The sequence below is a fragment of the Pseudomonas sp. genome, from assembly GCF_049301935.1.
In the GTDB taxonomy this organism is placed as follows: Bacteria; Pseudomonadota; Gammaproteobacteria; order Pseudomonadales; family Pseudomonadaceae; genus Aquipseudomonas.
This window is the reverse complement of the sequence record NZ_JBAQLP010000057.1, coordinates 24,181-45,069: the sequence shown is the minus strand read 5'-3', so window position 1 is coordinate 45,069 and position 20,889 is coordinate 24,181. Positions and strand designations below refer to the sequence as shown.

Below are 20,889 nucleotides of genomic sequence, written 5' to 3'. Positions count from 1 at the left end.
ACACCACTAAGCGTAGGATCCTAAGTACAGCGGTTCAGGTTAAGCGATTAAGACTGCGTCTCGCTACTCTCAGCGTTGCTTGCCAATGCACCTCTGGCCTTGGCTGTATGAACGCGGCCCTTGCCTCTGTAAGCCGCACAATCTGAATCGGGCGCTTTGTGCATACTGCGGCAGGCGGCTATCTGCCAGTTAGACTTCGGCCCAGCATGCCCCGCACGTGTCGCGACATCGTTTTCACTTGAGCGTGCATCCGATAGGCCGCATCTAGCGCACAAACGAGAAACCGGCCACAAGGGCCGGTTTTTACCTTAAGCCTGATCAGAAACTTTCGCGATTAGGCCAACGCCAGTCGCAGGAGTCGCTGAACGGGTTCTCCCCAGCCGGCTCAGGCCACCGGCCGGAGCCGCTCAAAAAAGCCGGTTAAGGCCGTCGAACGCCGCCACCCGATAAGCTTCCGCCATGGTCGGGTAGTTGAAGGTGGTGTTGACGAAGTACTTGATGCTGTTGGCCTCACCCTTCTGGTTCATGATCGCCTGGCCGATATGCACAATCTCCGAGGCCTGGTAGCCGAAGCAGTGCACGCCCAGTACCTCCAGGGTTTCACGGTGGAACAGCAGCTTGAGCATGCCCACCGGCTCGTGGGAAATCTGCGCCCGCGCCATGCCTTTGAAGAACGCCTTACCCACTTCGTAAGGGATCTTGGCCTGAGTCAGCTCACGCTCAGTCTTGCCGATCGAGCTGATCTCGGGAATGGTGTAAATGCCGGTCGGCACGTCGTCGACGAAACGCCAGCTGCCATTGTCAACAATGCTACCGGCAGCCGAGCGGCCCTGGTCGGCTGCCGCACTGGCCAGGCTCGGCCAGCCAATCACGTCGCCAGCGGCGTAAACGTTCGACACCTGGGTGCGGTAATTCTGATCGACCTCGATCTGGCCACGGCTGTTGACCTTGATGCCGATATTTTCCAAGCCCAGCTGATCGGTATTGCCGGTACGGCCGTTGCACCAGAGAAAGGCGTCAGCCTTGATCTTCTTGCCGGACTTGAGGTGCAGAACCACGCCGTTCTCCACACCCTCGACACTTTCGTACTCTTCGTTATGACGAATCAGCACGTTGTTGTTACGCAGGTGATAGCTCAGCGCATCGGAGATTTCCGCATCGAGGAAGCTGAGCAGCTGGTCGCGGTTGTCGATCAGGTCGACCAGTACGCCCAGGCCGCTGAAGATCGAGGCGTACTCGGAACCGATCACTCCGGCGCCATAGATGATGATGCGGCGCGGGGTGTGGCCCAGGCTGAGGATGGTGTCGCTGTCATACACGCGCGGGTGACGAAAATCGACATCGGCTGGACGATACGGCCGCGAACCGGTGGCGATGACGATCTGCTTGGCCACCAGTTTTTCCACCACGCCATTGGCGCAGACCACTTCGATGGTGTGCTCATCGGCAAAGCTGCCGGTGCCGAAGAACACATCAATGCGATTGCGCGCGTAGTAACCGGTGCGCGAGCTCACCTGCTTGGCGATTACCCGCTCGGCGCTTTTCAGCACGTCGGGGAAGGAGAACCAGCGCGGCTCACCAATCTGGCGGAACATCGGGTTGGTGTTGAACTGCATGATCTGCCGCACCGAATGGCGCAGCGCCTTGGACGGGATGGTGCCCAGGTGGGTGCAGTTACCGCCGACTTCGCGACGGCTGTCGACCACTGCCACCTTGCGCCCAGCCTTGGCCGCGTTCATTGCCGCGCCCTCGCCCGCCGGCCCCGAACCCAGCACCACCACATCGTAGTTGTAGACCGCCATGTTTACTCCTTCAGATCACACCGGAGCACTTGTACCGTGCTCTCGGCAGGGCCAGAGCTGCATACGCAGCCTGACAATCAATACGTTTGCAGCCTAGCTTGTTCGCCGGGCACAGAACGATTAGCGTTTGGTCGCGTCGTAGCCCAGCTCTGCGGTTTTGCCTTGCGGGTCGCTGTTGATTTCCTCGCACTTCTCGCGGCTGCCACCACAGATCGAGCATTCCTTCTCGATACCCAGATTGGCGATACCACCGCACGAACCGGCGATGGGCTTGCGGCCCATGATTACGCCCACAGCCATCATGCCGACTACCAGCAGCATGACCAGAAACACCACTAAAAACGTCATTGCTCGTCTCCTGCAGCGAATAGCTGCTCGAAAGCCTGAGTTGTCTGTGTGACGAAAGCGTCACCCTCACGGGTCACGAAAAACGCCGCAATCCCCATGCGCTCAGCAAATGCCAGGCCACGCTCAGTACCCATCACCATTAGCACTGTAGACAAGCCATCGGCGCGCAAGGTCGATTTGTCCACCACGGTTACCGCTGCCAGCGTGTGGGTGATGGGTGCGCCGGTCAACGGATCGAGGGTGTGCGAGTAACGCCGCCCCTCTTCCTCGAAGTAATTACGGTAATCACCCGAGGTGGAAATGCCGTAGCCATCCACCGCCAACACCCGCTGGGCGACACGCTGGCCGTCCTGCGGTGCCTCCAGACCAATACGCCAAGGCTGACCATCTGGCTTTTTGCCCGCGGCCTTGAGCTCACCAGTGACCTCAACCATATAGCGAGTCACGCCCAGCTCAGTGAAGCGCTGCACGATCTTGTCCACCGCATAACCGGCGGCAATGCTGTTGAAGTCGACCTGCACATCAACCGCTTTGCACAGCTGCTGCCCATCACGACGCAGATGCTGCATACCGACCTGCGCACGCGCGGCGGCCAGTTGCTCAGCGGTCGGCACCTTTTCGGCGCGCGCTTTGGGGCCAAAACCCCACAGGTTGAGCAGCGGTTCCAGAGTCAGATCAAAAGCACCCTGACTTTGCTCATGCAGCAGGCGTCCGGCATCGACCAGCTCCAGCACCCCGTCCGGCATGGCCTGACAGGTGCCCGCTGGGGCCTGGTTGAATTGCTCGATGGCGGAATCATCGCGATAGGTCGACATCTGCTGGTCAACCTCAGCCAGGATGGCATCGGTCTCGCGCTTGAGTAGCTCAAGGCTCGGCGATTCCTTGCTGCGCACGTATTTGACCGTGTAGGTGCTGCCCATGGTCGGGCCGGCAAACTCTTCTACAGGCTCTGAAAACCAACAGCCCGTTAGGGCTGCCAGCAAGCTGACAGCGATAACGGGCCGCAGTAGCACATGGCTCATGCTTAACCGCCGAAGTCGTCGAGCAGGATGTTCTCCTCCTCCACACCCAGGTCAATCAGCATCTTGATCACGGCGGCGTTCATCATGGGCGGGCCGCACATGTAGAACTCGCACTCTTCCGGAGCCGGATGGTCCTTCAGGTAGTTCTCGTACAGCACGTTGTGGATAAAGCCCTTGAGGCCTGTCCAGTTGTCTTCCGGCAGCGGATCGGACAGCGCCAGATGCCACTTGAAGTTGGGGTTCTCGGCCTGCAGCTGATCGTACTCTTCAACGTAGAAAGCCTCACGCATGGAGCGCGCGCCGTACCAGAAGCTGATCTTGCGGGTCGACTTCAAGCGCTTGAGCTGGTCGAAGATGTGCGAGCGCATCGGCGCCATACCGGCACCACCACCGATGAATACCATCTCGGCGTCGGTTTCCTTGGCGAAGAACTCACCGAATGGGCCGTACACATCGATCTTGTCGCCCGGCTTGAGGCTGAACACATAGGAACTCATCTTGCCTGGTGGCAGATCGTCCTTGCCCGGTGGCGGCGAAGCAATACGGATATTGAACTTCACCAGACCCACTTCTTCCGGGTAGTTGGCCATGGAGTAGGCACGGATCACGGTCTCTTCGACCTTGGACACGTACTTCCACTGGTTAAACTTGTCCCAGTCGCCGCGGTACTCTTCCTGAATGTCGAAGTCTTTGTAGTGCACTTCGTGCGGCGGACATTCCAGCTGCACATAGCCACCGGCACGGAAGTCGACGCTTTCGCCTTCCGGCAGTTTCAGCGTCAGCTCCTTGATAAAGGTGGCCACGTTGGGGTTGGACTCAACGGTGCATTGCCACTTCTTCACGCCGAAGACTTCTTCCGGCACCTCGATCTTCATGTCCTGCTTGACCGGCGTCTGGCAGGACAGGCGCCAGCCAGCCTTGGCCTCGCGACGGGTGAACGCGGCCTCCTCGGTCGGCAGCATTTCACCGCCGCCGTGCTCGACCACACACTTGCACTGGGCGCAGGTACCGCCGCCACCGCAGGCTGAGGAGAGGAAGATATTGTTGGCCGCCAGGGTCTGCAGCAATTTGCCGCCGGCGGGTACCACAATGGTTTTTTCGCCGTTGATCTCGATGCTCACATCACCGCTGGAAACCAGCTTGGCGCGCGCCGCGAGAATGACCAGCACCAGCGCCAGCACGATGCCGGTGAACATGCCGATGGCGATAAGAATCTCTAAATTGATCATCTATGCATCCCTTCCTTACAACTGCACGCCGGAGAAGGACATAAAGCCCAGAGACATCAGACCGATGGTGATAAAGGTGATACCCAGGCCCTGCAGGCCGTCCGGCACGTCGCTGTACTTGAGCTTCTCGCGAATCCCCGCCAGTGCGGCAATCGCCAGCGCCCAGGACAGACCGGAGCCAAAACCGTACACGGTACTTTCCGCCAGGTTGTAGTCACGCTCGACCATAAACAGCGTGCCGCCCATGATGGCGCAGTTCACTGTAATCAGCGGCAGAAACACACCCAGGGCGTTGTAGAGGCTCGGTACGTACTTATCCAGGAGCATCTCGAGGATCTGCACGATGGCCGCGATCACCCCGATATAGCTGAGCAGACCGAGGAAACTCAGGTCCACTTCCGGCAAACCAGCCCAGGCCAGCGCACCGTCTTTCAGCAGGTAGGTGTAGATCAGGTTGTTCGCCGGCACGGTGATGACCTGCACCACGATAACCGCGATACCCAGGCCAATCGCCGTCTCGACTTTCTTCGAGATGGCGATAAAGGTGCACATGCCGAGGAAGAAGGCCAATGCCATGTTCTCAACGAACACCGCCTTGGCCAGCAAGCTGAGGTAATGCTCCATTAGTAAGCCTCCTTGTTCGAGACCTGCGGAGCCATCTTGAAGCTTGGCTTCTCCAGCTGATCTTTTTTCCAGCTACGCAGTGCCCAGATAAACAAACCGATCAGGAAGAACGCCGAAGGTGGCAGCAGCAACATGCCGTTAGGCTGGTACCAGCCACCGTCGTTGATCACCGGGATGATCTCGTAGCCCATCAGTTTGCCCGCGCCGAACAGCTCACGAACGATACCCAGCACGATCAGCATGGCGCTGTAGCCCAGACCGTTACCGATACCGTCGAAGAACGACAACACCGGCGGGTTCTGCATGGCAAAGGCTTCAGCACGGCCCATCACGATGCAGTTGGTGATGATCAGACCGACGAATACCGAGAGCTGCTTGGACAGGCTGAAGGCGAAGGCCTTGAGCACCTGGTCGACCACGATCACCAGGGACGCGATGATCACCATCTGCACAATCATGCGGATGGAGCTGGGGATCTGGCTGCGAATCATCGAGATAAACAGGTTGGAAAACCCGGTTACCAGGGTCAGCGCAATCGACATCACCAGCGCGGTTTTCAGGTTCGAGGTCACTGCCAGAGCAGAACAGATACCGAGAATCTGCAAACCAATCGGGTTGTTGTTGAAAATCGGGTTGAGCAGAACTTCTTTAATAGTCGGCTGCGACATGATCAAGCCTCCCCTTTTTGCAGATTGGCGAGGAACTGGGCGAAGCCGTTCTCTCCCAGCCAGAAGTGCAGCAAGTTATTCACACCATTGCTGGTCAGGGTTGCACCCGCCAGACCGTCGACCTGGTGAGTTGCCTGCGCGCTCTGCGCATCGACGTTACCCTTGATGATCTCAATCGCCAGCTCGCCCTTGTCATCAAACAAGGTCTTGCCCAGCCACAGACTTTTCCACTTCGGGTTATCCACTTCGCCGCCCAGACCCGGGGTCTCGGCATGCTGGTAGAAGCCGAAGCCGGCCACGGTATTCAGATCACCCTGCAGCGCCATAAAGCCGTGTAGGGTCGACCACAGGCCATAGCCACGCACAGGCAGAATCACGGTCTGCAGCTTGCCATCCTGTTCCACCAGGTAAACCGTGGTGAAGCGCTCGCGGCGCTTGATCGAGGCGATATCGTCAGCGCCTTCAAGTACGGCAGACAGCTTCGGATCCTTGGACGCTTTCAGTGGATCAAATGTGGCCGGATTCTGCGCATCGCTGAAGGTGCCAGTGTCGAGATCAACAATCCGTGCACTGATGCGCTCGGCGAACAACGCCTTGACCTGTGCACTGCTCATGCCGGCATCGCCCAACCCGGCGATTGCCAGGATGCTGCGCTGCTTATCCAGCTGGCGGTTTTCCACCTGAGTCGGTTTCAGCGCGATGGCTGCACCGGCAACAAACACCGAGCACACCAGGCAGACCAACAGGGCCACCACCAAGGTGCGAACGGTGGATTCTTTTTGACTAGACATTGCGTGCCAGCCTCCGCTTGATATTGGCTTGAACGACAAAGTGGTCGATCAGCGGTGCAAACAGGTTGGCGAACAGAATCGCCAGCATCATGCCTTCCGGGAAGGCTGGGTTGACCACACGGATCATCACCACCATCACACCGATCAGGGCACCGAAAATCCACTTGCCGGTATTGGTCATGGACGCCGACACCGGGTCGGTGGCCATAAAGAACATACCGAAAGCAAAACCGCCCACCACCAGATGCCAGTGCCAAGGCATGGCAAACATCGGGTTAGTGCTCGAGCCGAGCATATTGAGCAGCAGGCTAAAGCCGATCATGCCCAACATCACGCCACTAACGATGCGCCAGGAGGCAATCTTGGTAATCAGCAGAATGCCGCCACCAATAAGGATCGCCAGGGTGCTGGTTTCGCCCATGGAACCGTGAATGGTGCCCACGAAAGCATCCATCCAGGTGATGCCATTGCTCACCACGTTTTCAATGCCACCGGCAGCGGCCAGGCTCAGCGAGGTTGCGCCGGCAAAGCCGTCCACCGCAGTCCACACCGCATCACCAGACATCTGCGCCGGGTAGGCGAAGAACAGGAAGGCACGACCGGTCAGCGCCGGGTTGAGGAAGTTCTTGCCGGTACCGCCAAACACTTCCTTGCCGATCACCACGCCGAAACTGATACCCAGGGCCACCTGCCACAGCGGAATGCTCGGCGGCAGAATCAGGGCAAACAGTACGGAGGTAACGAAGAAACCTTCGTTGACTTCGTGTTTACGAATCGACGCGAACAGCACTTCCCAGAAGCCGCCGACGATAAACGCCGTGGCATACACCGGCAGGAAGTACGCCGCACCCTGGATAAAGTTATCCCACAGGCTGCCCGGGTCGAACCCGGCCAGTGAACCGATCAGCGCGAAGCGCCAGCCTTCCTGGGCCGCCAGCAGCTCAGGGCTGTTGGCGAAGATCAGGTTGGCTTGATAACCGGTGTTCCACATGCCGAAAAACATCATCGGGAAGGTACACAACCACACGGTGATCATCATGCGCTTGAGGTCGATGCCGTCCCGCACGTGAGCGGTGGTCTTGGTTACGCTGCCAGGGCGATAGAAGAAGGTGTCGACAGCCTCATACAGGGCGTACCACTTCTCGTACCTGCCGCCTTTTTCGAAGTTGTGCTCGACTTTATCGAGGAATGCACGAATACCCATGACTTAACCCTCCTTCTCAATACGGGCGAGGTTATCGCGCAGGATCGGGCCGTACTCATACTTGCCGGCACACACATAGGTGCACAGCGCCAGGTCTTCTTCATCGAGTTCCAGGCAGCCCAGTTTCTGCGCCATCTCGGTGTCACCGACGATCAGGTAGCGCAGCAGTTGCGTCGGCAGGATATCCAGCGGCATCACGGCTTCGTAGTTGCCCACCGGCACCATGGCGCGCGGGCTGCCATTGGTGGTGGTGGAAAAGGCAAACTTCTTCGCAGCATTGAGCTTGGAAACAAAGATGTTCATCACCGAGTGCTTGTTGACCCCGGCACGCAGGTAATGCATCAGCTCACGCTCATGCCCCTCAACCAGGCAGGACACCTGCAAGTGATAACGACCGAGAAAGGCGAACGCGCCCTGCGCGGTACGGCCACCCAGCACCGAGCCGGAAATAACCCGGTTGAAACCCGGTTGCAGCTGGCCAGCAGTCAGCTCGCTGAGGCTGGCGCCCAGGCGAGTACGCAGCAGGCGCGGCTGCTCGACCACGGGGCCGGCCAGCGCGACAACGCGCTCGGTCCACAGCTGTCCGGTGGTGAACAGTTTGCCGACGGCAATCACGTCCTGATAGTTGATCGACCAGACGCTCTTGCTGACGCTGACCGGATCGAGGAAATGAATGTGCGTACCTGGCAAACCCGCAGGGTGCGGGCCGGCGAAGGCCTCGGTATGCACCTTGCTCAGCTGTTCGCCAGGCAGACTGGCACCTTCGGCCTTGCACAGAAACACCTTGGCCAGATTGCTCAGCACCTGCAGACCGTTAGTAAAGTCAGCGGCGTACTCGGCAATCACCACAGCCGGATCGGCTGCCAGCGGGTGGGTATCGATGGCGGTGACGAAAATCGAGCTGGGCTGCGCATCAGCAGCCGGCACTTTGCTGAACGGACGGGCGCGAAATGCGGTCCACAGGCCCGACTGCAGCAGCACTTCACGCACTTTGCTGTCGCCGACAGTCGCCAGTTGCTCCACTGCTACCTGATCAAAGGTGATTTGCTCATCGCCCTCGACATCGATCACCACCGATTGCAGCACGCGCTTCTCACCGCGGTGGATGGCGCTGATCACGCCTGCGGCTGGAGCGGTGTATTGCACGCCTGGCGACTTTTTGTCAGAGAACAGCACCTGGCCAAGCTTGACCCGGTCACCGACCTGAACCTCCATCGAAGGCTTCATCCCGTGATAATCGAAGCCTATGACGGCGACGCTACGCACCGGCCTTGCAGCCTCGATGCGCTGCGCCGGCACGCCTGTTATGGGCAAATCAAGCCCATGTTTGATTTTGATCATAGGTTTGCCTAACCACTGATTTATAAGAATTTTTAGAATACGGACGACACCAACGCAGAAAAATGCGGCGCAACGCCAAAAACAAATCAGGCGCTGGGCAGGATGTCGGTCGCGGGAAAGAATCTGGCCGATTATAAGTCGCACCTTCGGCCACTGGCCACCCAAGCGCTTGCTTTTATCCGGTTTAACGTAACAGAAGGCAACAGATGACGGCTTGACTGCAAAGCCGCCGCGCGCGACATAGGACTAATAGACCAACTGGAGCCCTGCCATGCGCCTGCTACTCGCGCTTACCACCCTACTGCTGCTGAGCGGCGAGTTATTCGCCAACAACCGCGAACGTCTGCAAGAAGCCAACTTCGCCGCCACTCACCAGTTCGCGCAGAACAGCCTGGAACGTAAGAACCAGAGCGTGCTGACCTATCTATGGGCCGATGTTTATGCCGCCGCCTTTTATGCCCCCAGCGAGGCCAGCGCCAGCCAGGCAGTCGCCAAGCCACTCACGCAACGCCTGGAGCTCTACTACTTCCGCAACATCGACAGCCAAGACGTGATTAAAGCGGCCTGGGTCACCCTCGAACGCCAACACGACGCTGCCACCCTGCAGCGCCTGCGCCCGGAAGTAGACGCCTTGCACGCCACTTTTAAGGACATTCGCCCAGGCGACCGCTACGCCCTGAATTTCAACCAAGGCAGCGGCCTGACCTTGGAAGTGAATGGCAAGGTCGCCTACAGCAGCCAGGACCCGGCCCTGGCCAGGGCCTACCTGGGCATCTGGCTCTCGCCCAATGGCCTGTCGGATAAATTGCGCACCAGCCTGCTGGCCGATTAACGCCAAACAATAAAAACAGGAGCACAAGCTGCAAGGCTTATCGGTTAAGTCTTTCAGCTTGACCTTTGGCTGCAAACAAACAAAACCCGCTGCCTGTTTAGCCCGCGGGTTCCTTATTCACCAAGATTTCAGTTTTTGCCCAGCCGGTACACCCGCTCATCCAGGCGCTCAAGACCGCGCTTGAGAAACGTCCAGTTGTCACCCAGCACATCGCCGCACGCCAGGGTCTGCAACTGCCAATCGGGCGTAAACAACCGCTGCACTTCGTCATCCGCCACAGCGAAAGGCGGGCCGTCCATCTGCGTTTGCTCATAGTCCAGGGTAACCAGCAAGCCTTGGCAGCCGCCCGGCAGAATCTGCGTCAGCTGGGCCACATAACGAGCGCGCATCTCTGGCGGCAATGCAATCAGCGCGGCGCGGTCATACAATCCGCTGCAGCCGGCAAGCTGCTGCGTCGTAAGGGCAAAGAAATCACCGCAGTAAATCTCCACAGCGCCAGCCCGATACAGCCTGAAAGCGCCCACTTCACTGACCACCGGCTGCAACTCATGCTCGGCGAAGAAATCCTCCACCGCACGCTGCGCCAGCTCAACACCGACTACTTGATAGCCCTGCCCCGCCAACCAGGCCAAGTCCAGGCTTTTGCCGCACAGCGGCACCAGCACCCGCGCACCGTCCGGTAAACCCAGCGCCGGCCAGTGCTGCTGCAGATAGGGATTGACCTCAGGCAAATGAAAGCCGATTTCACTGCGCGCCCAACGCGCCTGCCAGAATTCTGCGTGCATAAATGCCCCTGTAAAGATTCAGCTGAAGATCCTGCCGCAACGCGGCCAATAAGGCCAAGGGATTCCGCTCGCGCACAATCCATCTACCCAGACGATCAAAGCACCCCGATATTTACGCTTTTATGCACAGGTTAGCTGATAGAAGATGCAAGAAATCGATAAGAGCCTGTTTACGATCTAGCGAGCTAGAGTCCTGCAAGGCAACAACAGGCGAGGAAGCGGAGTGTACTGTTGTACATGAGCATTCCGAGCCTGTTTTTAACGCAGCAGGGCCGACGCGCAGCAGACCGTAAACCGGCTCTCAGGAGTTAGTTATGTCACTGCCCAGCCTGTTTATCTCCCACGGCTCACCCATGCTGGCCCTGCAACCCGGCGCCAGCGGCCCTGCCCTCGCCCGCCTGGCCAGCCAACTGCCCAGACCGCGCGCGATTGTGGTGGTTTCTGCACACTGGGAAAGCCGCGAGCTGCGGGTCGGCGGCGCGGCCAAGCCTGAAACCTGGCATGACTTTCGTGGCTTTCCGGCCGAACTCTACCGGGTGCAATACCCCGCACCCGGCGAACCGCAACTGGCCGGCGAGATTGTGCAGCTGCTGGCGCATACCGGACTACCCGCGCGGCTCGATGCCGAGCGGCCACTGGATCACGGTGCCTGGGTGCCCCTAACGCTGATGTACCCGCAAGCCGATATTGCCGTGGTGCAAGTCTCCCTGCCCAGTCAGCACGGCCCAGCCTTGCAACGCCAGGTCGGCCAAGCCCTGGCCAGCCTGCGCACGCAGGGCGTGCTGCTGATCGGTTCCGGCAGCATCACCCATAACCTCGGCGAGCTGGACTGGCATGCCGGCCCGGATGTCATCAAGCCCTGGGCTCAGGCATTTCGCGACTGGATCGTGGAGAAACTGACTGAGCAGGATCAGGCAGCCCTGCAGGACTATCGCAAGCAAGCGCCCCATGCAGTGCGTAACCACCCCAGCGACGAGCACCTGCTGCCGCTGTTCTTCGCCGAGGGCGCGGGCGGGCAATTCAAGGTCGAGCACAGCGGTTTTACCCTCGGTGCGCTGGGGATGGATATCTACAGCTTCAGCTGAGTCGCTCTTCAGCCTTTATCGCGGATAAGTCCGCCCCTACCCGCCCAGCGAAATAAACGCGACAGCGCAACACTCAAACATAAAAAAAGCCCCGCACTAGGCGGGGCTCCTTTATTCAACGAAGCATCAATCTTCGCGATAACGACGCAGCTTCAGCGGCTTGCCACCGACGCGGGTGTCTTTCAGCTTGGTCAGCAGACGCTCGAGGCCTTCTTCCGGCAGCTCGACCAGGCTGAAACTTTCGCGCACCTGGATGCGGCCGATAGCTTCGCGGACCAGGCCGCCTTCGTTGAGGATCGCGCCGAGCAGGTTCTTCGCGGCGATACCGTCGCGCGCGCCCAGGGCGGTACGGCAACGGGCACGGCCTTCGGCCAGCGGCACCGGCGCACGACGCTCACGGCTGCCATCACGATCAGGACGCTCAGTGCGCTCGCTGCGTTCACGTGGTGCGCTGCTGCCACTACCCGGCACCAGCGGCTGATCACGCTGAACTTCAGCCAGAGTCAGCGCCTGGCCATTGGTGGCCTTGCGCAGCAGGGCTGCGGCCAGGGCACGCGGGCTGCAACCGATGTCGGCGGTCAGGCGATCAAGCAGTTCACCGTGGCTGGCTTCGGCATCCGCCACCAGCGGTGCCAGGCTGTTGGTCAGCTTCTTGATGCGCGCGTCCAGCACTTGCTGGGCGTCGGGCAGCTTGACTTCACCGACTTTCTGCCCGGTTACACGCTCGATCACCTGCAGCATGCGGCGCTCACGCGGGGTGACCAGCAGTAGGGCGCGACCGGTACGACCGGCACGACCAGTACGGCCGATACGGTGCACATAGGATTCCGGGTCGTACGGCATGTCCACGTTCATCACGTGGGTGATGCGCGGTACGTCGAGACCGCGAGCGGCTACGTCGGTGGCGATCACGATGTCCAGACGGCCGTCTTTCAGCGAGTCGATAACGCGCTCACGCTGGTTCTGCGCGATGTCACCGTTCAGTGCAGCGGCCTTGTAGCCCTTGGCTTCCAGCGCGGCGGCCAGATCCAGGGTGGCTTGCTTGGTGCGCACAAAACCGATCAGCGCGTCGAACTCTTCAACTTCCAGCAGACGCAGTACGGCGGCGTGCTTCTGGTCGGCGTGAACCATCAGATGCACCTGCTCGATGGCAGTTACGGTCTGGGTTTTGGTTTCGATCTTGACGTGCTTGGGGTCACGCAGGTGCTTTTCCGCGATGGAGCGGATCGAGTGCGGCAGCGTGGCGGAGAACAGCACGCTCTGACGGCTTTCCGGCATGGCCTTGAAGATCACTTCGAGGTCATCCATAAAGCCCAGTTTGAGCATCTCGTCGGCTTCGTCGAGGACCAGGTGTTGAATGGTCGACAGGACTTTCTCGTCGCGGCGCAGGTGGTCAACCAGGCGACCCGGGGTGGCCACAACAATCTGTGCGCCATTGCGGATGGCCTTGAGCTGCGGGCCCATCGGCGCGCCGCCGTAAACGGCGATAACATTTACGCCTGGCATTTGCTTGGCGTAGGTTTCAAACGCGGTGGCAACCTGCAGCGCCAGCTCACGGGTCGGCGCCAGGATCAGCGCCTGTGGCTGACGCTTGGCCGGGTCGATGCGGCTGAGGATTGGCAGGGCGAAGGCCGCGGTTTTACCGGTACCGGTCTGCGCCTGGCCGATCATGTCGTGGCCGGCGAGGATTACTGGAATCGCTTGAATCTGAATAGCCGACGGCTCTTCATAGCCCGTGGCGATTACCGCAGCGAGAACATTGGGATGTAGATCGAGAGCGGCGAAGCCGCCGATTTCCTGGGTCATGGGTCTGCCTCTAGTGCATCCGCAAAGACCCATGTTCCAAAGCTGCGCATGCCGTGTAAAACCCGAGAGTTACCCTGGCAGCCATGTCGGCGGGGATTTGCGAAAACGTGTGATAAATGAATCGTCAAGGATAGTCCGCAAAACGGACTAACTGCCAAAGTTAACCTTCGGGCGAGTTGTGCTACCTGAACGTGGCCAAGAATTGACCGACGCGCACTATACCGGAAAACCTGGCCAAATGTACTGGTTTCTCCTGAAATAGAGCATATAGCACGCCGGATGGTCATCCTCTGATAGCCTGCAGCTGCCATGCTGTAACGGCTTCAGCCCCACTTCAGTAACCTGCGTACAAGGACTCCCGCCATGACCATAAGCACCAGCGGCCGCGTCAGCCGTGAAAAACGCGGCCAGATCATGTTGATCGGCCTGGACCGAGCGAACAAACGCAACGCCTTCGACATGCCCATGCTCGACGACATGTGCCTGGCCTACGGTGAGTTCGAGCGCGACAGCGAGGCACGCGTGGCGCTGGTATTTGCTCATGGCGAGCACTTCACCGCAGGGCTGGACCTGGCCAATGTGGCGGCGCAGTTTGCCGCCGGCTGGCAGATCCCCGAAGGCGGCTGCGACCCCTGGGGCGTGTTTGGCGGGCCGCGCGTGAGCAAACCGGTAATCGTCGCCGCGCAAGGCTACTGCTACACCATCGGTATCGAGCTGATGCTGGCCTCGGACATCAACCTGTGCGCCAGCAATACGCGCTTTGCGCAGATGGAAGTGCAACGCGGGATCTTCCCCTTCGGCGGCGCCACCCTGCGCATGCATCAGGCCGCTGGCTGGGGCAATGCCATGCGCTGGCTGCTGACTGGCGATGAGTTCGATGCTCATGAAGCCTATCGCCTGGGCTTTATCCAGGAGGTTGTCGCCAGCGAAGAGTTGCTACCCAAGGCGCTGTGGCTCGCCGAACGCATTGCCGCCCAGGCCCCGCTAGGCGTGCAGGCGACCCTGGCCTCGGCCCGTCAGGCCGTGGTCGAAGGCCCGGCCGCCGCAGCGGCCAGCCTGCACCCGACCGTGACCAGGCTGATGGCCAGCGAAGATGCCAAGGAAGGCGTGAAAGCCATGCTGGAACGCCGCCCGGGCGATTTTAAGGGGCGTTGAGCCTGGTTATCCGGCTGCCTGATCAGGTCGCCGGACGCACCGCTTTGATCAGTGATTCCAGGGAATAACCGAACTGCGGCGCTAGCAGCTCATTACGGCGGCGCAGTTCGGCAAAGTCGATTTCCTGCTCCAGATCGGCCGGCACCAGCAACACCACATTGCCCTCCTTCACCGGGCACTCCCAGTAATGCCGATGGTAGAGCCCGCGCAGCAATGGCGCGCCAAGCGGCTTGCCGTCGTTGCCGGCCCACTGGTTGATAATCAGCCAGCCGCCCGGATTGAGCTGCTTCTGGCAGTTTTCCAGAAAGCGCCAGGCCAAATGCCCGGTCGCCGGACCGTGGTCGGTGTACAGGTCGACAAACAGCAGGTCGGTTTTTTCCGCGCTTTCCAGCAGCTCCAGTGCATCGCCGATGCGGATGGTCAGGCGCGGGTCATCGACCAGCCCCATATGCTCCATGGCCAGGCGTGGCACATCCGCGCGCAGCTCGATCACTTCCACATCTTCCAGCGGCAGAAACCGCAGACAGGCCTGGGTCAGGTTGCCGGCACCGAGGCCGAGAAACAGCGCGCTTTCCGGGTGGTCATGACACAAGGCGCCGAGCAGCATGGCACGGGTGTAGTCGTACTCCAGCCAGCTGGGGTCCGGCATATAGATGCAGCTCTGCTCAATCGCCTCGCCGAACTCGAGAAAGCGGTAAGCGCCCATTTCGACGACCTGGATCACCCCGAAGGCATCGTGCACTTCGGCGATCAACAGCGGGTCCGGCATCTGACCGACCGGGGGTAAACCTGGCATCCAGCACTCTCCACCGTGACATCCCTGACCACTTCGGCCAGGTGAAAGGCGCTAATTGTCATTGAGGCACCCTCCCCTGGTCACGCGATAATTTGCCGCAGCGCAGTGCGTTAAGCCTTACAACAATAAGATGACCAGCGAGGATCACCATGTACGCCATTATCGGTGCCGGCCCCATGGGCCTGTGTACGGCCCGCCAACTGTATAAGCACGGCATCGACTTTGTCGGTTTCGAACTGCACGCGGATGTCGGCGGCCTGTGGGATATCGAGAACCCGCACAGCACCATGTACGACTCGGCGCACCTGATTTCCTCCAAGGGCACCACCCAGTTCACTGAATTCCCGATGCGCGCCGAGGTGGCGCCCTACCCGCATCACAGTGAGATGCGCGGCTATTTTCGCGACTACGCCAAACATTTTGGCCTGTATGCGCACTACCAGTTCAATACCCGGGTGGTGGCAATCCAGCGCCTGGATAAAGGCTGGAAGCTGATCAGCGAACAGGACGGCGCGCAGCGTGAATGGCTGTTCGACGGCGTGCTGATGGCCAATGGCACCCTGCACACGCCCAACCAGCCGGCGCTACCTGGCCAGTTTACGGGTGAGCTGATGCACTCCAGCGACTACCGCTCGGCGGCGGTGTTCGACGGCAAGCGCGTGCTGGTGATCGGCTGCGGCAACTCCGCCTGCGATATCGCCGTGGACGCCGTGCACCGCGCCGCCTCGGTGGACCTGTCGGTGCGCCGCGGCTATTACTTCCTGCCCAAATTTACCCTGGGCCGGCCCACCGACACCCTGGGCGGCGCGATCAAGTTGCCGCGCCCGCTCAAGCAGTTTCTCGATGGTCTGCTGGTGCGCGCCCTGGTCGGCAAACCCTCGCAGTACGGCCTGCCCGATCCGGACTACAAACTGTACGAATCGCACCCGGTGATGAACTCCCTGGTGCTGCATTATCTCGGCCATGGCGATATCCAGGCGCGCCGCGATGTGGCCAAGGTCGATGGCCTGCAAGTGAGCTTCAGCGATGGCGAACAGGCCGAGTACGACCTGATTCTGCAAGGCACCGGCTACAAGCTCGACTACCCCTTTATCGACCGCGCGCACCTCAACTGGCCGAGCAGCGCCGGCGCGCCGCAGCTGTACCTCAACGTGTTCCACCCCGAGTACGACGACCTGTTTATGCTGGGCATGGTCGAAGCCTCGGGCCTCGGCTGGCAGGGTCGCGACGAGCAGGCCGAGCTGGTGGCGCTGTATATCAAGGGCCTGCAAGCCGGCAGCCAGGCGGCCAAGGACTTCCAGAAGCTCAAGCGCGAACGGGCGAGCATGCGCCTGGACGGTGGCTACCACTACCTGCAACTGGAGCGCATGGCCTACTACGTGCACAAGGACAGCTATCGTCAGAGCATCGCGCAGCACAGCAACCGCCTGCGCGCCGGCCTGGCAGCGCTGCCCGCTGACGCCAGCCGCACTGTTGAAGGACGCCTGTAATGGAGCCGGTGAGCATCCAGTTCGACCCCAGCAGCCTGGTGCTGATCAACGTCATCGTCGCGCTGATGATGTTTGGCGTCTCGCTGGAGCTGCGCCTGGATGACTTTAAACGCATCGTCCGCGAGCCCAAGGCGCCGCTGATCGGCCTGTTCGCGCAGTTTGTCCTGCTGCCGGCACTGACCTGCCTGGCCTGCTGGGCGCTGCGCATCGAGCCGATGCTGGCCCTGGGCATGATGCTGGTGGCGGCCTGCCCCGGCGGCAGCTTCTCCAACATCATGACCTGGATGGCGCGGGGCAATGTCGCGGTCTCGGTGAGCATGACGGCCGTATCCAGCCTCGCCGCCAGCGTACTGACGCCACTGAACTTCGGCTTTTATGCCTGGCTGAATCCGCTGACCCGTCCGCTGCTGACTGAAATCGCCATGGAGCCGATCAGCCTACTGCTCTTGGTGCTGTTGGTATTGGGCCTGCCGCTGATTGCCGGCATGTGGGTGGGCCGGCGTTTTCCCAGCCTCGCCCTGAAGGTGGAAAAACCGCTGCGGATCTTTGCCCTGCTGGTGATGCTGGCCTTCGTCACCCTGGCCTTTGGCCGCAACTTCGACCAGTTTATCGCCCATTTCCATCTGTTCTTCTGGCTGGTGGTGGCGCACAACGCCCTGGCGTTGTCGATCGGTTACGGCTGCGCACGGCTGTCCGGCCTGCCGGCCGCGGATCGCCGGGCGATCACCCTGGAAGTCGGTATCCAAAACTCAGCCCTGGGTCTGGTGATTATCTTCACCTTCTTCCCCCAGGCCAGCGGCATGCTGCTGATCGCCGCGTTCTGGGGCTGCTGGCACCTGGTCAGCGGCCTGACCCTGGCCTTTATCTGGTCACGCAGCCCCCCCGCAAGCCTGCCGCTGGCAGCTGCGGCCCTGGCCAACGCGGGAGAAAAATAATGCCCACCGTATTGATCACCGGGGCCGCCAGCGGTCTCGGCTGGCAGCTGGCGCGCGCCTATCACGGCCAAGGCTGCAACCTGCTGCTCACCGATATCAATGCAGACGGCCTAACCGCGCGGGTCAATGAGCTGGGCACAAAGCAGGTAATTGGCCTGGCCGGCGATATCACCGACCCGCACCTGCATCAGCAATTGCTACAGACCTGCAGCGAGCGCTTCGGCGGCCTGGATGTGCTGATCAATAACGCCGGCATCACCCACCGCTCGCCCACCCTGCAGACTGACCCAGCGGTATTTCGCCAGGTCATGGCCGTCGATTACCAGGCGCCGGTGGAGCTGACCCTCAGCGCCCTACCGCTGCTGCGTCAGAGCCGTGGACAGATCATCGCCATCGGCTCCATGGCCGGCTGGATGCCGGTGCTCGGTCGCGCCGGTTATTGCGCGGCGAAAAGCGCACTGGGCCAGTTCTTTGAAGTGCTGCGCGCCGAGGCAACCCGCGACGGCATTGGCATGCTGCTGGTGTACCCGAGCTTTCTCGATACACCGATTGAGCAGAACGCCCTGGGCGGCGATGGCCAGCCGGCGCAACACGGCCGCTCGACCGTCGGCCAAGTGCGCAGCGCCGAGTGGATGGCCGCGCAGATTCTTCAGGCGCAGACACAAGGCCGCGAACGCCTGTTTCCCGACCGCGGCAGCTGGTTGGCCAGCCTGCTCTGGCGCATCGCCCCCGGTTTCTACTACCGCAAGATGAGTGCGCGCTTCGCCGCGGAGATGGGCTGATGGAGGTGATCTGGCTGGCCCTGGCCGGTTTTATCCTGCTGGCCTACACCCTGGAGGCGATCACCGGGTTCGGCAGCATCGTCATCGCCCTGTCCCTGGGCGCCCTGCTGCTGCCCATCGATCAACTGCTGCCGCTGCTGGTGCCGCTGAATATCTGCATGACCGGCTACCTGACCTGGCGCCATCGGCAACTGATCGATCGCCGCCTGCTGCTGGGCATGATTTTGCCCGGCATGGTTGTCGGCACCCTGATCGGCTATGCCTTATTGCCCTTCCTCGACGCCGCACTGGCCAAGCGCCTGTTTGGTGCGCTGGTGCTGTGGTTTGCCGCCCGTGAGCTATGGCGCCTGCGTCATGCGGCCGTGCAAGCCGTGCGCCCCCTGTGGCTAAGCCGTCTGCTCAGCCTGGGTGCCGGCGTCAGCCACGGCCTGTTTGCCTCCGGCGGCCCGCTGCTGGTGTTCGCCCTGGCCGGCACCCAGCTGGACAAGGCGCGCCTGCGCGCCACCCTGGTCACGGTGTGGTTCTGCCTCAATAGCCTGCTGACGCTGGCTTTCCTGCTCGACGGCCGCCTGCTCCCCGCCCTACCGCAGGTACTCAGCTACGCGCCCTTGCTGCTGATCGGCGTGTGGCTCGGCGAACGCCTGCACCAGCGTTTCAACGAACAGCATTTTCGCATTGCCATCTATGCTCTGTTGCTTGCTACAGGGGCGCTGCTACTGGCCGGCTAAGCCTTGTGCAGCGCCTCTATCGCGCCTATCGGCTTGAAGCGCCGGGCTTATCGGTTACCATGCCCACTCGCCCGAATTGTCAGAAGCCGAGAATCACCATGTCGCAACCCTGGAGCCCCGAAAGCTGGAGAGCCAAGCCGATCCAGCAGCAGCCGCAATACCCGGATGCCGCCCATCTGGGCCGTGTCGAGCAGACCCTGGCCGGCTATCCGCCGCTGGTGTTTGCCGGTGAAGCGCGCGAACTGCGTCGCCAGTTCGCCGAGGTCACCCAGGGCCGGGCCTTTTTGCTGCAGGGTGGCGATTGCGCCGAGAGCTTTGCCGAGTTCAGCGCGGCGAAAATCCGCGACACCTTCAAGGTGCTGCTGCAGATGGCCATCGTTATGACCTTTGCCGCCGGCTGCCCGGTGGTCAAGGTCGGGCGCATGGCCGGGCAGTTCGCCAAGCCACGCTCGGCCAACGATGAAACCATCGACGGCGTAACCCTGCCGGCCTACCGTGGCGATATCGTCAACGGTATTGGCTTCGACCCTGCCAGCCGCGTGCCGGACCCGGAGCGTCTGCTGCAGGCCTATCACCAGTCCACCGCCTCGCTGAACCTGCTGCGCGCCTTCGCCCAGGGCGGTTTTGCCGACCTGCACCAGGTGCACCAGTGGAACCTGGACTTTATCGCCAACTCGGCCCTGGCCGAGAAGTACAGCCACCTGGCCGACCGCATCGACGAAACCCTGGCGTTTATGCGCGCCTGCGGCATGGACGGCGCGGCGCAAGTGCGTGAAACCAGCTTCTTCACCGCCCACGAGGCGCTGCTGCTGAATTACGAACAGGCCTTTGTACGCAAGGACAGCCTGACCGGCGGCTGGTACGACTGCTCGGCGCATATGCTGTGGATCGGCGACCGCACCCGTCAGCTGGACGGCGCCCATGTCGAGTTCCTGCGCGGTGTGGGCAACCCGATTGGGGTAAAAGTCGGCCCGAGCATGGACAGCGAAGAGCTGATCCGCCTGATCGACATCCTTAACCCGGACAACGATCCCGGCCGCCTCAACCTGATCGTGCGCATGGGTGCGGACAAGGTCGAAGCCGGTCTGCCGCGCCTGATCCAGACCGTGCAACGGGAAGGTCGCCAGGTGCTGTGGAGCAGTGACCCGATGCACGGCAACACCATCAAGGCGTCGAGCGGTTACAAGACCCGCGACTTTGCGCAGATTCTAAATGAGGTGAAGCAGTTCTTCGCCGTGCACCAGGCCGAGGGCAGCTACGCCGGCGGTATCCATATCGAGATGACCGGGCAGAACGTCACCGAGTGCATCGGCGGGGCGCGGCCGATCACCGAAGACGGCCTGTCCGACCGCTACCACACCCACTGCGACCCACGGATGAATGCCGACCAGTCGCTGGAGCTGGCCTTTCTGATTGCCGAAACCCTTAAGCAGGTACGGCGCTAAGCTACGGTCGCGGGCCTGAGG

The 20,889-nt window shown here is 61.0% G+C and carries 20 protein-coding genes; 8 read left to right on the top strand and 12 right to left on the bottom strand.

Annotated features, from left to right (window positions below; translation table 11 throughout):
• Window positions 1-407 precede the first annotated feature (407 nt).
• The 9 genes from sthA to WA145_RS08055 all read right to left on the bottom strand — a co-directional run bounded on the left by sthA (window position 408) and on the right by WA145_RS08055 (window position 9,029).
• Complete coding sequence (gene sthA / locus WA145_RS08095) at window positions 408-1,802, bottom strand: Si-specific NAD(P)(+) transhydrogenase (RefSeq protein WP_422581079.1); 1,395 nt, start codon at window positions 1,800-1,802, stop codon at window positions 408-410.
• A gap of 120 nt (window positions 1,803-1,922) precedes the next feature.
• Window positions 1,923-2,150, bottom strand: a complete 228-nt coding sequence (nqrM, locus tag WA145_RS08090) for a (Na+)-NQR maturation NqrM (RefSeq protein WP_422581078.1) — start codon at window positions 2,148-2,150, stop codon at window positions 1,923-1,925.
• Window positions 2,147-3,070 carry an FAD:protein FMN transferase gene (locus WA145_RS08085; protein WP_422581077.1) on the bottom strand — a complete coding sequence of 308 codons (924 nt, stop codon included), beginning with the start codon at window positions 3,068-3,070 and terminating at the stop codon, window positions 2,147-2,149. Before WA145_RS08085 ends, nqrM begins: the two co-directional genes overlap by 4 nt.
• Before the next feature lie 104 nt (window positions 3,071-3,174).
• Window positions 3,175-4,401 (bottom strand): NADH:ubiquinone reductase (Na(+)-transporting) subunit F, encoded by a 1,227-nt coding sequence (gene nqrF, locus WA145_RS08080; RefSeq protein WP_422581076.1) that lies wholly within the window; start codon window positions 4,399-4,401, stop codon window positions 3,175-3,177.
• A gap of 15 nt (window positions 4,402-4,416) precedes the next feature.
• Window positions 4,417-5,025, bottom strand: a complete 609-nt coding sequence (gene nqrE / locus WA145_RS08075) for an NADH:ubiquinone reductase (Na(+)-transporting) subunit E (RefSeq protein ID WP_090248035.1) — start codon at window positions 5,023-5,025, stop codon at window positions 4,417-4,419.
• Window positions 5,025-5,699 (bottom strand): NADH:ubiquinone reductase (Na(+)-transporting) subunit D, encoded by a 675-nt coding sequence (locus tag WA145_RS08070; RefSeq protein ID WP_170049031.1) that lies wholly within the window; start codon window positions 5,697-5,699, stop codon window positions 5,025-5,027. The genes nqrE and WA145_RS08070 overlap by 1 nt, the downstream gene beginning before the upstream one ends.
• Window positions 5,696-6,484: a Na(+)-translocating NADH-quinone reductase subunit C gene (locus WA145_RS08065; RefSeq protein WP_422581075.1), complete on the bottom strand. Its 789-nt coding sequence runs from the start codon at window positions 6,482-6,484 to the stop codon at window positions 5,696-5,698. The genes WA145_RS08070 and WA145_RS08065 overlap by 4 nt, the downstream gene beginning before the upstream one ends.
• Window positions 6,477-7,688, bottom strand: coding sequence for an NADH:ubiquinone reductase (Na(+)-transporting) subunit B (locus WA145_RS08060; RefSeq protein ID WP_422581074.1), 1,212 nt, complete (start codon window positions 7,686-7,688; stop codon window positions 6,477-6,479). Before WA145_RS08060 ends, WA145_RS08065 begins: the two co-directional genes overlap by 8 nt.
• A 3-nt stretch (window positions 7,689-7,691) precedes the next feature.
• Window positions 7,692-9,029 (bottom strand): Na(+)-translocating NADH-quinone reductase subunit A, encoded by a 1,338-nt coding sequence (locus WA145_RS08055; protein WP_422581073.1) that lies wholly within the window; start codon window positions 9,027-9,029, stop codon window positions 7,692-7,694.
• A 271-nt stretch (window positions 9,030-9,300) separates the two neighbouring features.
• On the opposite strand from WA145_RS08055, the gene WA145_RS08050 reads away from it, so the two are divergent.
• On the top strand, window positions 9,301-9,861 hold the full coding sequence (locus WA145_RS08050; RefSeq protein ID WP_422581072.1) for a chalcone isomerase family protein: 561 nt from the start codon (window positions 9,301-9,303) through the stop codon (window positions 9,859-9,861).
• 128 nt (window positions 9,862-9,989) lie between these two features.
• On the opposite strand, the gene WA145_RS08045 is transcribed toward WA145_RS08050, so the two are convergent.
• The gene (locus WA145_RS08045) at window positions 9,990-10,646 is read right to left on the bottom strand and encodes a thiopurine S-methyltransferase (RefSeq protein ID WP_422581071.1); all 657 of its coding nucleotides are present in this window, start codon (window positions 10,644-10,646) and stop codon (window positions 9,990-9,992) included.
• 314 nt (window positions 10,647-10,960) lie between these two features.
• Between WA145_RS08045 and WA145_RS08040 the strand changes: the two genes are divergently transcribed.
• Window positions 10,961-11,731, top strand: coding sequence for a DODA-type extradiol aromatic ring-opening family dioxygenase (locus WA145_RS08040; RefSeq protein ID WP_422581070.1), 771 nt, complete (start codon window positions 10,961-10,963; stop codon window positions 11,729-11,731).
• Between the two features lie 126 nt (window positions 11,732-11,857).
• Here WA145_RS08040 and WA145_RS08035 read toward each other — a convergent pair whose 3' ends face one another.
• Window positions 11,858-13,570: a DEAD/DEAH box helicase gene (locus tag WA145_RS08035; RefSeq protein WP_422581069.1), complete on the bottom strand. Its 1,713-nt coding sequence runs from the start codon at window positions 13,568-13,570 to the stop codon at window positions 11,858-11,860.
• A gap of 330 nt (window positions 13,571-13,900) precedes the next feature.
• On the opposite strand from WA145_RS08035, the gene WA145_RS08030 reads away from it, so the two are divergent.
• Window positions 13,901-14,692 carry a crotonase/enoyl-CoA hydratase family protein gene (locus WA145_RS08030; protein WP_422581068.1) on the top strand — a complete coding sequence of 264 codons (792 nt, stop codon included), beginning with the start codon at window positions 13,901-13,903 and terminating at the stop codon, window positions 14,690-14,692.
• Between the two features lie 22 nt (window positions 14,693-14,714).
• Here WA145_RS08030 and WA145_RS08025 read toward each other — a convergent pair whose 3' ends face one another.
• Window positions 14,715-15,488 carry a spermidine synthase gene (locus WA145_RS08025; protein ID WP_422581067.1) on the bottom strand — a complete coding sequence of 258 codons (774 nt, stop codon included), beginning with the start codon at window positions 15,486-15,488 and terminating at the stop codon, window positions 14,715-14,717.
• 149 nt (window positions 15,489-15,637) lie between these two features.
• Here WA145_RS08025 and WA145_RS08020 point away from each other — a divergent pair, with 149 nt between their 5' ends.
• The 5 genes from WA145_RS08020 (at window position 15,638) to WA145_RS08000 (ending at window position 20,868) form a co-directional block, all read left to right on the top strand.
• Complete coding sequence (locus WA145_RS08020) at window positions 15,638-16,978, top strand: flavin-containing monooxygenase (RefSeq protein WP_422581066.1); 1,341 nt, start codon at window positions 15,638-15,640, stop codon at window positions 16,976-16,978.
• A complete protein-coding gene (locus WA145_RS08015; protein ID WP_422581065.1) occupies window positions 16,978-17,913 on the top strand; it encodes a bile acid:sodium symporter family protein in 936 nt (311 codons plus the stop codon). The genes WA145_RS08020 and WA145_RS08015 overlap by 1 nt, the downstream gene beginning before the upstream one ends.
• Window positions 17,913-18,695 carry an SDR family oxidoreductase gene (locus WA145_RS08010; protein WP_422581064.1) on the top strand — a complete coding sequence of 261 codons (783 nt, stop codon included), beginning with the start codon at window positions 17,913-17,915 and terminating at the stop codon, window positions 18,693-18,695. The genes WA145_RS08015 and WA145_RS08010 overlap by 1 nt, the downstream gene beginning before the upstream one ends.
• Entirely contained in the window at window positions 18,695-19,423 is a 729-nt protein-coding gene (locus WA145_RS08005; RefSeq protein ID WP_422581063.1) for a sulfite exporter TauE/SafE family protein, read from the top strand. Before WA145_RS08010 ends, WA145_RS08005 begins: the two co-directional genes overlap by 1 nt.
• Window positions 19,424-19,521: 98 nt before the next feature.
• Window positions 19,522-20,868, top strand: a complete 1,347-nt coding sequence (locus WA145_RS08000; RefSeq protein ID WP_422581062.1) for a class II 3-deoxy-7-phosphoheptulonate synthase — start codon at window positions 19,522-19,524, stop codon at window positions 20,866-20,868.
• Window positions 20,869-20,889: the final 21 nt, after the last annotated feature.